The sequence below is a fragment of the Pantoea sp. GCM10028869 genome (assembly GCF_042666835.1).
GTDB lineage: Bacteria > Pseudomonadota > Gammaproteobacteria > Enterobacterales > Enterobacteriaceae > Pantoea > Pantoea leporis.
In genome coordinates this window covers 641262-654858 of sequence record NZ_JBHTGO010000001.1, presented here as the reverse complement: position 1 = coordinate 654858, position 13597 = coordinate 641262, and the positions used below count along the sequence as shown (strand labels likewise).

The following is a 13597-nucleotide window of genomic DNA, read 5'->3' as shown; positions in this document are numbered from 1 at the left end:
ATTCCATAGTTAAGGAGAATGATATGGATCGCAAAATAATAATTCACACTTTGGGGCCAGAAGGAACTAATTGTGAGAAAGCAGGTTATCTTTGGCTGGAAAGTAAGAAGGTTTATGGTGATGTTAAGCTTTATTCAACTCTTGAGGATGCTCTCATTGAAGTCAGGAAGAATTCACATGATCTATTATTAGGATGTGCCGTCTATCCAGACTTACATAAAATTGTATTTGAGAACTTAGACTTTTTAGAAATTCAGGATAGTTTTGTAATGCCAACATGGAACATGGTATTAGCAAAAAATCATCGTAGTTCGTCAAATATGGAACAATTTACAATTGTTTGTCATCCAGCGCCATCCCATCTCGCGTATACATACAGCCAGGATGTTCGTTTTGTATCAAGTAATGTACAGGCAGCGCTGGAGTGTGTTAGTGGAAAGGCTTCCGCGTGTATAACAACATTAAAAGCTGCACAAGATAATAATTTAAAGGTCATTCAAGACTTTGGTGAAGTGCCAATGTGTTTCACTCTTCATGGTCATAGACGCTAAGGAGTATTTTTATGGAATGGGTTAAGGATAAGGTTATTATTGAATTATGTCCTCGAATACATGAGTTCAATAAATTGCAAAGTGCTACAGGCGCGGTAGTATGTAACATAGATAAAGCTGAGTATTTGCTGGATGAAATTATAGGTTTGGCTGATGAGATATTGTCTGCTCTGAAACAATCCGATTATGCCCTACAATTGAATACCGACCTTCGTGAATGGAAAAGAGCTGGATTAAATACTGTACCATGTTTTAAACGGTCATTAGATAGCTATGAACCACCTGTAGATGGCGGCAAAACTTTTTACCTGGCTACAATCATTACACCTAATAGTCATAAAGAAAAAGGATATTGGCTGGAGTGCTTTTTGGCTCAACGAAAACAACCCGATGTCTTGCTGCCAATTATGTCTGATTTACCACATCCACAAAATGTCAGCCAAACAATGCACCTGATTGCTTCGTCTTCTGGTTTTAGTGTTGGACACTGCTTAGTCTTCTTTCCAGAAAACGTTAAAACAAAAAATAGGGTTGTTAAACAACATTTTGCGATGTTCTTTTTTAATAAATTTCATGCTATCTATCAAAAAGACACATTGCGTAGAGTAGAATCATTATTGGAGTTTGAAGGGAAATCATCTCATTTACTAAGCGCAGAGAATTGCTATGCAGCGCGCTCGGTATGGGGATACTTGCACGACTATTATCACCACTGCGGACCCCGTCCTTTTAATAAAAATATTCACGTTAAAATGAATTTTTGGGTAGGTGTTTTAGAAGAAATAAAAGTTGATTGCCAAACCATTATTAGAGTGCAACAGCAGCATTATCCTTGGTGGCGAGAAGTGACCGAGTTTATTTTATTTGAGAGGTTGGTCCGTTACCCTGCTCAACACGATGCGACGAGTAATTTTGATGCGGCAACTGGGGTTTTATTGTTCTCCTGGCTTAAACACCGAGGGCATGGTATTAGCATTTGCGATTCTTCTGGCAAAGCTATAATGGATTTTGAAAAGTGTTTGACTGGCTTGCATGCCCTTATTAAGGAAATAGAAGGGCTTGAAGAGATCGAGGATGATGCAACTTATAAGCAAGAAGTTGAAAGTTTTGTAATGAAAGAACTTGAGCCAGGTAATCTGAATGATCGATATATTATCCCTGATGATTATCTTATTCATGATATGAATATGAAAGTTAACATACCAATTCTCTTTTTTTAACTGCGCCATATTTTTGAAATTTTTGATAATGAAAGTAGACATAAGCGCACCAATCAAGGTGCGCTACTCATTCTTTTAAACCTTATGCAAAGTACCCGCCTTCACGCATATCCTGCAATAACCCCGGCCCGCTCGGCTGCCAGTTAAACGTCTGACGCGTCCACGCGCTGGATGACGGATTGTCAGTTGACGCGAAAAATGCCATCCAGCCTAACCACGCTTTTGCTTCTTCCAGCGTCAGGCTTTTCACCGGCAGTGATAATCCGGTGCCGATGGTTTCGGCAATCTGCCGGAATGGCACCCCTTCTTCCTGTACTGCATGCAGAATCGCGCCCGGCTCAGCTTTTTCAGCCGCGAGGCAAAACAGTTCAGTGGCATCATCGCGATGCACCGCGGGCCAGCGATTCTCACCCTCGCCGACATACACCGCTGCGCCTTTTTCCTTCGCCATATTGATGATCATCGGAATAAATCCGTGATCGCCTGCGCCATGTACGGTTGGCGGTAAACGCACCAGCGCCACGCGCACACCGCTGTCGGCCAGCGCCAGCGCGGCGACGTTGGAGTTGGAACGTGGATGCGCGCCCGCTGCTGGTTGAATCTGTTCGGTGGCGAGACGTCCCGGCGACACCAGCGCGGTGCCGGTGGTGACAATCAGCGGGCGATCTGAACCTGCCAATACGTCACCCATCGCCATAATCGCGCGTTGGTCGACTTCGGCGGCATGATCCATGCGGCTGAAATCATGAATATATCCTGCGTGGATCACGCCATCGCTCTGTTCGACCGCCTTACGCAGGCCGTCGAGATCTTGCAGATCGCCGCGAATCACCTGCACACCTTGCTGCTGCAGTTTTTCTGCGGAAGCCTCGCTGCGCGCCAGACCTTGCACCTGATAACCGCGTGCCTGCAGTTTTTTCACAATGGCGGAACCGATAAAGCCGCTCGCCCCGGTCACAAAAATTCGCATATTGGTGCTCCACTTTTTCAAAGTTGAAGCACTATCATAAAAGTCTGCAACGCGACGAAAAGTCGTGAGCTTATACAGGTATACGCACTAACAGGATAAAGGCATGACTCCCCAAGATGACAACCTGCTCGGCAACTATCTGCGTGAACGTCGCCAGCGGCTGGATGCGGCGAAACTTGGTTACACTCTACTTCGTCGCCGCACGCCGGGCCTGCGCCGGGAAGAAGTGGCGGTGCGCGCGTGTGTCAGCACTACCTGGTATACGTGGCTGGAGCAGGGCAGAGGCGGCGCGCCATCGGAAGAAGTATTGGAACGCTTAGCCCGCGCATTAGAGCTGAGCGCCGCCGAGCGCGATCATCTGTTTTTGCTGGCGCAAAATCGTCTGCCTGGCGTGACATGGCAGGCGGGCGTGGATGTTTCGCCATCGCTGCAGCGCGTGCTCGACAGCATGGAGAACACGCCAGCGCTGGTCAAAACCGCAGAGTGGCAAGTGGTGGCGTGGAACCGTGCGGCAACCAAAGTTTTTGTCGATTACGCTGAACTGCCGCCTGCCCAGCGCAATATCCTGCTGATGATGTTTCGCAACGAGGAGATGAAAAAGCGTCTGCCGGACTGGCATAAAGTGACACGCGGTATGGTGGCCAACTTCCGCGCAGATGTGGCACGCACCGGCGCCAGCGAGCATGTGCGCGCGCTGGTGGAGGAGCTGTGCGAGATGAGCGACACCTTCCGCCAGCTGTGGCAATCACAGGAAGTGAGTCAGCATGGCGAAGGTGTTAAACAGCTGTGGCTGCCGGACGAAGGCGTGCTCGAGCTGGAATACAGCACCTTTGCGGTTGAGGGTAAACCGAGTTTAAGCCTGGTGGTGTTTAATCCGCGTCAGCAGCACGATCGGGAATGTGTGGCGCGGCTGATGGCGCGTCCGTAGCAGCGCGAAAGTGGGCTTCCATCTCATCCAGCGCCGCCTGATTCTCCAGCCCCCATTGATACATCTGCTCGATCGGTGCCGCGAACGTCATGCCGAGCGGTGTTAGGCGATAATCGACTTTTGGCGGCACCACATCATAAACGTGACGCGCAATCAGCCCGCGCTGCTCCAGCTCTTTCAACGTCTGAAACAGCATCTTTTTCGAAATTCCCTGCAGGCTGCGCTGCAGCTCGCCGGTGCGCGCGCGATGGTTAGGCCAATGATAGAGCGCATGCAGAACCATGCTGCTCCATTTCACCGAAAACAGATCCATTAACCGTCGCGGCGGCGAATCCGCATAAAAAAACAGTTTACCGTCTACCATCGCGGGCATAGTTCTCGTCTCCTTAATGGTTACCAAAAGGTAACTACTATCAATTTTGCACCATGATCACTATAGTCTGCCGCCTTCAGCTAGCCAAAGCCAACTCATTTCGGAGGCCCTATGAAAATCAATGCATTAGTCGCGCACGACGCGGCCCAACCGCTCTCTTCAGGCCAGATTGCACTGCGACCGCTGCAACAGCAGGATGTCAAAATTGAAATTCTGTATTGCGGTGTGTGCCATTCGGATCTGCACATGGCCCGTAACGAATGGGCGGTCAGCCGCTATCCGCTGGTGCCGGGACATGAAATTGTCGGACGCGTGGTAGAAACCGGCGCGGACGTAACGAATTTCAAAGCCGGTGATGTAGTTGGCGTCGGCGTAATGGTCGATTCCTGCCGCGAATGCCATTTCTGTCAGCAGCAAGAAGAGCAATATTGTGAATCCGGCTTTGTGGCGACCTATAACGGCATCGACAAATACACCGGCGACAGCACGTGGGGCGGCTATGCGCAGAATGTGGTGGTCGATCAGCACTTTGTGGTGTCCGTACCGCAAACCTTGCCAATGGCTGGCGTTGCACCGCTGCTGTGTGCGGGCGTTACCGTGTGGTCGCCGCTGCGTCACTTTAACGTAAAAGCCGGCGATAAAGTTGGCGTAGTCGGTTTGGGCGGATTAGGGCATATGGCCGTTAAGCTGGCGAGCGCAATGGGCGCGGAAGTCACGCTTTTCACCACTTCACCCGGCAAAGGTGAAGATGCGCTGCGCTTGGGTGCGACGCGCGTGGTGGTTTCACGTGACGCCGGGCAGATGGCCGCCGCGCAAACTTCACTGGATTTCATCGTAGACTGCGTCTCGGCTCCGCACGATCTCGATCCTTACCTTGCCACGCTGAAAACCAACGGTCGTCTGGTGCTGGTGGGTATCCCGGAGCAACCGCACCAGTCTCCAAATGTGACGCCGATGGTAAATCGTCGTTTGAGCATTAGCGGCTCATCAATTGGCAGCATTCAGGAAACTCAGGAGGTGCTGGATTTCTGCGGCAAGCACAATATTACTGCCGATATTGAAGTGATTGCCGGTCAAGAGATCGAAACAGCCTTCGCGCGCATGTTGAAGGGCGATGTGAAATATCGTTTCGTTATCGATATGCAAGCGACACGCTGGTAAAACCATTAACGCCTGCGCTTTTCCGCAGGCGAGTTCATCCTGAAATCGCCATCTTCGCCGAGACACAATCTGCTGATATCATTGAATTTTAAAGCAAGCCAGACCAATATTTTCGACAAACGTAGATTTTAGCTCATATAGTTACAACATACTTTAATGTGAAATGCTAACCAATAGAGCAAACTTTTGCTGACGAGCTGGTTTGGGTTAGTCAGGAAAAAAAGTAAAGTCGTGGGTGATGGGGTTACCACTCCGTTTAGGTTTCAGCCAGTTAGCGCAACAAGTTTGCCCCTAAATTTTGCGCACTGCTCTCAATAGCGCGTCACATCCTGCAATCACTTTTTGCACCATCCCGAATAAACATTTACCGCAACGCTCCGATAACTCCCTTACAAACCATACAAAAATAATTAACGCAGGAGCAGGGAAGATGGGGCTGGTATCCCGATTACGTAATGTGCGCATCACGCGTAAGCTGTCGGCAGGATTCGGCATCGTGCTGTTGTTAGTGGCGCTGGCAACCGGATTAAGCGTGCAGCGCTTTAACGCCATTCATGACATCTATCAGAAAACCAACCTGATTTATGACATCAACATTGAAGTGTTCCAGGCCAAAATTAACCGCCTCAAATATCTTTATGGGGACGACAAATCCGGCCAGGTGATGGCGAATTACGTCACGCATGCGCAGCAACTCACCAGCGATGCGAAGCAACTTTCATGGTCGGAAGGTGCCAGAGCGCGGGTGGATGAACTGGGAACGCACCTCGCCAGTTTCCAGAACAGCATTGGCGCGATGACGCAAGCCACGCAGCAACTGAATAGCCTGCGCTCGCAAATTGACGCTTTAAGCCAGCAAGACATGACTACGCGCTACACCCAACTGATTCGCACTCCTGTTACTAATCCTGAACTTACCAATCAAATTTACCAGCAGCTGTTCGCTATCAGCAATGTGCGCGAAGAAGCCTGGGCGTTGCGTTTTAACGTCAGCGATGCGCTGCGTAAAACGCTGGAGAATCATTTCCAGCAGGCGGATCAAGGCATGAAAGCGCTGCTGGCGCAGTTGCCGCCGGAACAGCAGGGCGAATTCACCGCACTGTGGCAGGACACCGAGAAATTCAAAAGCCTGAGTCTGCAAGCGGCGGATGCCTATGGCCAGCTGCGTGCGGCGGAAGACACCGTCAAAGTGGCGGGCGACAAGAGCAGTGCAGCGATCAAACAGATCATTACCATCGTCAAAGCGCGTAACGATGAACTGGCCAACGGCTCAGCGGCGATTTCGCTGCTGATTGGTGGTCTGGCGATTTTGTTCGGCGTGCTGGTGGCGTGGTACATCATTCGTCAGATCACGCGTCCGGTATTCCATAACCTGGAACTGGCGGAGCGCATCGCCAATGGCGATCTCAGCTCGCAGTTTGCCACCGATCGGCATGATGAACTCGGCAAGCTGACTTCGGCGATGGGACGCATGAACGAACGGCTTCGCAGCATGATCGGCGATGTGCTGAGCAGCGTTAGCAGTGTATCGCAGGCGGCCAGCGCCATTAATCAAGGCAACCTCGATTTGTCTTCACGCACCGAACAACAAGCGGCGGCGGTGGTGGAAACCGCTGCCAGCATGGAGCAACTCACCGCCACGGTGAAAAACAACGCCGCCAATGCGCGACAGGCGAGTCAGATTGCGGCGGAAGCTTCGTACAACGCCAACAAAGGCGGCATCGCGGTGCGTGATGTGGTGAACACCATGGGCGAAATCTCTGACAGCTCGAAGAAGATTGCCGATATCACCGCCGTGATTAACAGCATCGCGTTCCAGACCAACATCCTCGCGTTGAACGCGGCGGTAGAAGCCGCGCGTGCCGGCGAGCAGGGACGCGGTTTTGCCGTGGTCGCCAGCGAAGTGCGCAATCTGGCACAGCGCAGCGCCGGGGCGGCGAAAGACATCGAACAGTTGATCAATGAATCGGTCGGACGCATCAGCAATGGCCATCAGCAGGTGGCGCGCGCCGGTGAAACCATGGATCAGATTCTCGGCAGCATTGCGCGTGTGAATCAAATCATGGAAGAGATTTCCGCGGCGTCGGATGAACAGAGCCGCGGCATCGAGCAAATTGCCCGTGCGGTCGGCGAGCTGGATACCACCACGCAGCAGAACGCTACGCTGGTGAGCGCCTCTTCGCACTCGGCGAACTCCCTGGAAGAGCAGGCGCTGATGCTGGAGCGATTGGTGTCGCAGTTCCGCCTGCAAAGTGCTGCACGTTAGAAAAACAGCGTGGAAGTAGCTCCAGATTTACTTCCACGGTCTTTCTTTTGGTCAGCTTGCGACACTTTTGTGCGGCCGCAGAAATGCAAGGTAAATATTCTTAAAATAAAGCGACCTGCCGCCGATATTTCCCGTTAAACTGCAATTCTTGTCGTCCTGATACTTTCCTTGCATGAACTACTACTCACCTGACGATAGCCATTTGAAGCGGCGCTCCCAACGCTTCGTCCGCCGCATGTTTATCATGCGTCAGCTCGGCACGATGTTATGTTTTTTCCCGATTCTCTCAGTACTGATGGAGCGGGATCGTGGCCTGGCGTTTAGCGCCCTGTTATTTGTGAATGCGTTTCTCTGGCCGTGGCTGGCTTATCAGCGCGCGCTGCGGGCCGAAGATTCCACCGCCACCGAGCGGCACAACTTAACCCTTGATGCCGCCTTTGGTGGCATTTGGGTAGCGCTGATGGCGCTGAGTCCGCTGCCTTCCTTTGTCATCATGGCGGTGTTGGCCTCGGACCGCTATGCAGCGGGCGGTGCTGCCCAGTTGATTGCAGCGATGCAGGCATTTCTCTGCGCCTTTGTGCTGGTATGGCTGGTGGATGGCGCAGGCGTTGATTTGGCGTTCAGCACGCGAACTGTCTGGCTGAGCCTGCCGCTGGCAACCTGCTACATGCTGGTACTTAGCGTCACCTCGTACAATCTCACCTGGCAACTGCGTAAACGTAACCGCGAGCTGGAGCGCATTGCGCTGATGGATCCCGGTCTGGGGATTCCCAATCGTCGCTTGTTTGAACGTCGGCTGGAGAGCGAATTTCTCAGCACGCGTCGTGGCGACAGCGCTGGCTATTTACTGCTTATAGACCTCGATTATTTCAAATCGGTAAACGATACGTGGGGACACGAGGCGGGGGATTTCCTGCTGGCGGAAATTTCATCGCTGCTGCGGAATCATGTGGGATTGCAGGATATTCCGGCGCGTTTTGGCGGCGATGAGCTAGGCGTGATTGTGCATCATGCCAGCGACGAATCGGTGGTGGCGCTGGCCCAACGTTTGCAGGAAAAGATTGCGCAGGTGCGTTTACCGGCATCGGCGGAGTTTCGTTGTTCGGTGAGTATAGGTATTGCATCGGCAGCGCATGCAGAATCCATACGTCACTGGTTGCGGCATGCCGATGAAGCGCTGTATGAGGTGAAACGCGCCGGACGCAATGGCGTGCGCTTGTGGCAACCGTCGCTGGCCGGCGCGGCCTGAATTACACGAACTCGGGTTCGCAGTTCACTGGGAAGTTAAGCGAGTTAGCAATAAAGCAGGCTTCGTGGGCCTGATGATGCAGTTCACGCGCGCGGTCCGCATCCGCCGGATCGCGCAGCGCAATGCGCGGTTTCAACGTGATGTTGGTAAACCGACCGCGCGTGCCCTCAATCATTGTCCCTTCTGCTGAATCTTCATAAGCTTCCACCACAATTCCGGCGTCAGAACATAAATGCAGATACCACAATTTGTGGCATGCCGAGGCCGAAGCCAGCAATAACTCTTCCGGATTCCAGCGCGTGGCATCCCCGCGAAACGCTGGATCGGCGCTTAGCGCTATCGTCTCTTTGCCAGCGGCAATCAGCTCCGCGTTACGATCGTAAGCGGTATAAGATGCGGTGCCGTTGCCGCGGTTGCCGGTCCAGCGCACCGTGACCTGATAATAGTGTTCTTTTGCTGCCATTACTGATGCTCCTTTTAAAATGAACATGACATCAGCAGACTATCAGGAATTGCCGCTACAACGCCTGCGATCGGTGAAATCGATTTTCATGAAAGGATAGGGGCCGTGTAATTTGTTTATAGCGAAGGCTGTTAGGTAAACTTAAGGAATCGGATAACGTATAAGGGAAAATTTACCATGTTAGAGACAAACCGCCTGATCCTCCGACAATGGCAGCAAACAGACTTACAACCCTTTGCCGAACTCAATGCCGATCCCGAAGTGATGAAGTATTTCCCGAAAACGCTGAGTCGTCAGGAAAGCGACAACGTCGTTGCAAGATTTAAGGCGATGATTGGTGCAAACCAGGGTTGGGGTTTTTGGGCCGTTGAGATGAAAGCCACCGGCGAATTTGTCGGCAGCGTGGGTTTAGCACAGCAGCCAGATCGCTTCGATTTTTCTCCCTGCACGGAAATTGGCTGGCGTATTAATAAAAAGTTCTGGGGGCAGGGAATCGCCAACGAAGCCGCCCAGGCATCGTTGGCTTACGCGTTTAATGTTTTGCATCTTCCCGAGGTCGTTTCGTTCACCAGTACTCATAACACGCCATCTGAGAAGCTGATGCAGCGATTGGGGATGCAGAAACAAACTATCTTTCTCCATCCCGCGTTACCTGCCGATCACGCGCTAGCTGAGCATGTGCTGTATAAGATTTTCCACAACAACTTCATTGACTCGCCTCTCTAAACCCGGCATCAGTCAATGTCGCCCGCACATGAGGAAGACTCTGCGGATAATTTTGCTGAATAAATTCAATCATCTTTTCCCGCACGTAACAGCGTAAATCAAAGGCGGTGGGGGAATTCTGCGCCGTCATTAATAATCTGATGGTCATGGTTTTGTCAGTGGTATCCGTAACCTGCAGCACCTGAGTTTGTTGATCCCAGAGTTTGGTTTCACTGAGGACTTTTTCAAAATGCTTACGCAGAGGATCTAATGGCATCGAATAATCAAGGTAGAGAAAAACAGAGCCTAATATTTGGGCGTTATTGCGCGTCCAGTTCTGGAAGGCATTTTCGGTAAAGTAGGTGATGGGCAAAACTAAACGACGCAGATCCCAAATACGCACCACAACATAAGTCAGGTTGATCTCTTCAATCCAGCCCCATTCATTTTCCACCACCACAGCATCATCAATTTTTATCGGTTGGGTAAAGGCGATCTGAATCCCGGCGAACAGGTTAACCAGCGATTTCTGCAGGGCAAAGCCAATGATTATACCAGCAACTCCGGCACCGGCGAGAATGGTCGTGCCGAATTTTCGCACGCCAGGGAAACTGAGCAAAATTAGCGAAAGACACAGTGTCACCAGTACGACAATCGCGACTTTTTTCACATACATTATCTGCGTGCGAATTTTTCGCGCACGAAGGTTATTCGAAAGATTGATGTCATAGCGAATAAATAGCATATCCTGCGCCACATTGATCAATCGAATAAGCACCGAGCAGAAGGATAAGATAATGAAAATATTAACGGTGGTGGTAATAAAGCTCAGGGATCCTGGCTGGATATTAACATAACTAAGTCCAGCACTAATTAACAATAAAGGGATAAACAGAAACAGCGATCCGCGCAGATGCTTTTCCAGTGACTTGAACAGTTTTCTGTCACGTTTTTGCCAGTAACGAATAAATCTAAGGAGAATAAATCGCGCCAGAAATCCTATTGCGAGTGATAGAGTGACAAGCATAACAGCAGGCACCCATGTTGGAGCACCAGATAACTCATCAAATAATAATGGCATTACTTTCCCTTTTATTAAGCCAACAACCGTGGTTGTCAGATAAGTCAAAAAATTCAGTAACCATTCTGATATCGGTTATCTGCAGATTATTTATTCATACTTATCAGTATAGACGCTGTAGCAGGCAGGGGATGGGTGGCGTATGCATCGGTCGCCACCAATGGCGACCCTTAGGCAGTTTGGCGAGGTTTTTGTAGGGTGCGCATTGATGCGCACCTGTTACGAAAGGAGGTAAATCAATCACTTTGAAACTACAACTTTAGCTGGCTGCCTAAAATAGCATCGGCTTCCTGCAGTGTTACATCGAGTCCCGCAGAGGGCGTAAATGTCAATTCGCCAAAAATAACCTTACCGTTGAGAAGGTAGAAGTCAGCACGAACAAATTTAAAATCAGCGGCCAGTTTAACCGCATACTCTTTCATGTTATTGAAACCTTCCGGCATTTTTGGATAGCTGTTGGTATTGATTAATTCAACAGTATCTTCAAAGGGAAGCGGATGCCAGTTCATATCAAAATAGTAGAATTTAGGTGTACCTTTCTCTCGCTCCATGCACACCATTACCGCATAAGGTTTTCCATTGAAACAGTAGAATTTATAATCCTCTGGAAATCCACCACGTTCATTTTCAATGTATTTTTCGCATAAGATTTTGCGGTCAATTTTCTTATACTGCGGCTCAATGAAATGGGAGGAGAAATCCTGCTTCAACCATTTACTGAGTTGCCTGTTGGTTTTTTCAATGTCCAGTGATGCTTTGCTATCACAGATTATGTTGTAACCTGCGCCATGGTTACACTTAAGTGCGAATTTATTGGGTAATGCGCGGTAGTCAATATCCATTGGGTCATCATACACGCCGTAGAGGTCATTCAGGATTTCACCACACCCTTTCGCTATCACATACTCCCGAACCTTATACTTGTCCGCGCACAAGGTATAAATATCACCATTTAACTCATTGAATTTGAGCCACTGAATTTTTTCATTGAAATTGACTGGATTAGTTAAGTTCAGCTTTTTCTTGAACTTGATATAGTAATGTGTTTTAGCGCAAAATTCTGGGTACATGTATGCGCTGATTTTTAACGCTGATTTGACTGTGTGTTTTATCATTTTCATTAAAATTATCTCAGTTTGAAAATGTTAAGATGCATTTTGATGATTGTTTTATTTCTGAAGAAGTAATTGAGTAAAGTGCAAGACATAATCTCAACGATCAAAAAACAGTATGCGGCCCCATTAATGCCGAAGGAATTAATCATTAGCCATGAAAGTGGTATGGTTAAGACACAACATAAAAACATCTTTTTAGCCAGGTAACTGTATCCGGACTCTTTGATCATATAGCGATAACAAATTGTACCTAATGCAGAGAACATGGTGCCGATGATAATGATGGGAATGATACTCACGGAATCCATATACTTATCGCCATACAGCAAATGGATGAAGTATTCACCAAAAAAGTAGAATCCAGCTAACGCTATAAGCGAACACAAGATGACAATTCGGTTGATTTTAATGAGTAGCATTTCAACGGTGATTTGATCTTTTTCACTGTATATCTTTGAGAAGAAGCTTGTTATTAACGCCAACACAATAAATGACCAGGCACCTCCTAGAGTTAACGCGACGCTATACACGCCCAGATTTGAGTAAGAAAGGATTTTTGCCAAAAAAATGCTCGATATCTGCGTATAGATGTCAGCCGATAGACTCGATAAAATCAGTGCACCGCCGGTGAATAACATATGACGGTTATACATTCCGGCGCCTTTACGATTCTCATTTACTTTTGTGGTGTAGTTAAAATAGATAAGACGCAGGAAATAAGGTATGAGCGGGATGATAACGATAGGAATGGTGAAGTAGTACACGGGCATTTTGAAGTATGAAATAGAGAATCGAATCAACAAGGCAACAGATAAGCCGATCACATTGGTGATAGTGTTTATTTTTGATTTTAATTGCGTGTTGTTGTAGATGGAAAAGAAGTCCATCACAATGTAGTAAGTGGCAATACAGTTGGCCACACCAAATAGAAACACAATGATGTCAGTGAAGAAGTAGAGGTAGATCAACACCGCGCTTGATGACAGGAGAAAGAAAAATCGCCGTTGATTTTGTGTGTGTATCGCTAATGCGATCCCAGACTTACTCTTTTCACTCATGCGTTTAAAGATGATGTTCTGACCGCCAAACCACGATAGCGTTTGCACAAATATAAACAGAGAAGTTGAAATGTTTATTTTGCCATAGTCTTCAGGGCCAACGTATTTTGCCATCAGCGCATTAATATATAGTAGCCCGATGATATTGACTGACTTTTCTAACATGATCCATATTGAGTTAGAGTACATTGCATGTCTCTCATCTACAGAGCTGTGTTGATAGCGTTAAGGACTGTTTACAAGCCATCCGCAAAAATTGAAGCTTTCTTGTATATGCATTAATGTTGTGTTTTATTGCGAAATATTCATATAAAAAAACACCCAATATCACTGTTTATTCTGCAGGCTAAATTAATTAGGTTGACAGTGTGGCTGCTGATATCCGATTAGTGAAGGGATTTTTTATTAATCAGATTAATGACGTGCGTTTTCAAATATTGAGTCCATTATTTAATTG

At 48.6% G+C, this 13597-nt stretch carries 13 protein-coding genes; 7 read left to right on the top strand and 6 right to left on the bottom strand.

Features of this window, described 5'->3' with window-relative positions; genetic code table 11:
* The first annotated feature begins 23 nt into the window (after positions 1-23).
* The gene (locus tag ACFQW4_RS02990; RefSeq protein ID WP_336768010.1) at positions 24-551 is read left to right on the top strand and encodes a hypothetical protein; all 528 of its coding nucleotides are present in this window, start codon (positions 24-26) and stop codon (positions 549-551) included.
* 11 nt (positions 552-562) lie between these two features.
* Positions 563-1771: a DUF6421 family protein gene (locus tag ACFQW4_RS02985; RefSeq protein WP_377723699.1), complete on the top strand. Its 1209-nt coding sequence runs from the start codon at positions 563-565 to the stop codon at positions 1769-1771.
* A gap of 82 nt (positions 1772-1853) precedes the next feature.
* Here ACFQW4_RS02985 and ACFQW4_RS02980 read toward each other — a convergent pair whose 3' ends face one another.
* The gene (locus ACFQW4_RS02980) at positions 1854-2741 is read right to left on the bottom strand and encodes an SDR family oxidoreductase (RefSeq protein WP_377723697.1); all 888 of its coding nucleotides are present in this window, start codon (positions 2739-2741) and stop codon (positions 1854-1856) included.
* Between the two features lie 103 nt (positions 2742-2844).
* On the opposite strand from ACFQW4_RS02980, the gene ACFQW4_RS02975 reads away from it, so the two are divergent.
* Positions 2845-3669, top strand: coding sequence for a helix-turn-helix transcriptional regulator (locus ACFQW4_RS02975; protein WP_336768013.1), 825 nt, complete (start codon positions 2845-2847; stop codon positions 3667-3669).
* Here ACFQW4_RS02975 and ACFQW4_RS02970 read toward each other — a convergent pair.
* The gene (locus ACFQW4_RS02970) at positions 3611-4042 is read right to left on the bottom strand and encodes a helix-turn-helix domain-containing protein (protein WP_192414610.1); all 432 of its coding nucleotides are present in this window, start codon (positions 4040-4042) and stop codon (positions 3611-3613) included. The two genes, ACFQW4_RS02975 and ACFQW4_RS02970, sit on opposite strands and share 59 nt — an antisense overlap.
* Positions 4043-4153: 111 nt before the next feature.
* On the opposite strand from ACFQW4_RS02970, the gene ACFQW4_RS02965 reads away from it, so the two are divergent.
* The 3 genes from ACFQW4_RS02965 to ACFQW4_RS02955 all read left to right on the top strand — a co-directional run bounded on the left by ACFQW4_RS02965 (position 4154) and on the right by ACFQW4_RS02955 (position 8718).
* Positions 4154-5203 carry an NAD(P)-dependent alcohol dehydrogenase gene (locus tag ACFQW4_RS02965; protein ID WP_377723694.1) on the top strand — a complete coding sequence of 350 codons (1050 nt, stop codon included), beginning with the start codon at positions 4154-4156 and terminating at the stop codon, positions 5201-5203.
* A gap of 430 nt (positions 5204-5633) precedes the next feature.
* A complete protein-coding gene (locus tag ACFQW4_RS02960) occupies positions 5634-7469 on the top strand; it encodes a methyl-accepting chemotaxis protein (protein ID WP_377723692.1) in 1836 nt (611 codons plus the stop codon).
* A 172-nt stretch (positions 7470-7641) separates the two neighbouring features.
* Positions 7642-8718 (top strand): diguanylate cyclase, encoded by a 1077-nt coding sequence (locus ACFQW4_RS02955; RefSeq protein WP_101761219.1) that lies wholly within the window; start codon positions 7642-7644, stop codon positions 8716-8718.
* 1 nt (position 8719) lies between these two features.
* On the opposite strand, the gene ACFQW4_RS02950 is transcribed toward ACFQW4_RS02955, so the two are convergent.
* The gene (locus tag ACFQW4_RS02950; RefSeq protein ID WP_377723689.1) at positions 8720-9181 is read right to left on the bottom strand and encodes an OsmC family protein; all 462 of its coding nucleotides are present in this window, start codon (positions 9179-9181) and stop codon (positions 8720-8722) included.
* Between the two features lie 177 nt (positions 9182-9358).
* Between ACFQW4_RS02950 and ACFQW4_RS02945 the strand changes: the two genes are divergently transcribed.
* A complete protein-coding gene (locus ACFQW4_RS02945; protein WP_377723687.1) occupies positions 9359-9907 on the top strand; it encodes a GNAT family N-acetyltransferase in 549 nt (182 codons plus the stop codon).
* Here ACFQW4_RS02945 and ACFQW4_RS02940 read toward each other — a convergent pair.
* The 3 genes from ACFQW4_RS02940 to ACFQW4_RS02930 all read right to left on the bottom strand — a co-directional run bounded on the left by ACFQW4_RS02940 (position 9888) and on the right by ACFQW4_RS02930 (position 13329).
* Positions 9888-10967, bottom strand: a complete 1080-nt coding sequence (locus tag ACFQW4_RS02940) for a mechanosensitive ion channel family protein (protein ID WP_101761222.1) — start codon at positions 10965-10967, stop codon at positions 9888-9890. The two genes, ACFQW4_RS02945 and ACFQW4_RS02940, sit on opposite strands and share 20 nt — an antisense overlap.
* A 251-nt stretch (positions 10968-11218) precedes the next feature.
* Positions 11219-12088, bottom strand: a complete 870-nt coding sequence (locus tag ACFQW4_RS02935; RefSeq protein WP_377723685.1) for an ATP-grasp fold amidoligase family protein — start codon at positions 12086-12088, stop codon at positions 11219-11221.
* A 5-nt stretch (positions 12089-12093) separates the two neighbouring features.
* Positions 12094-13329, bottom strand: a complete 1236-nt coding sequence (locus ACFQW4_RS02930; RefSeq protein ID WP_377723683.1) for an oligosaccharide flippase family protein — start codon at positions 13327-13329, stop codon at positions 12094-12096.
* Between the last annotated feature and the right edge of the window lie 268 nt (positions 13330-13597).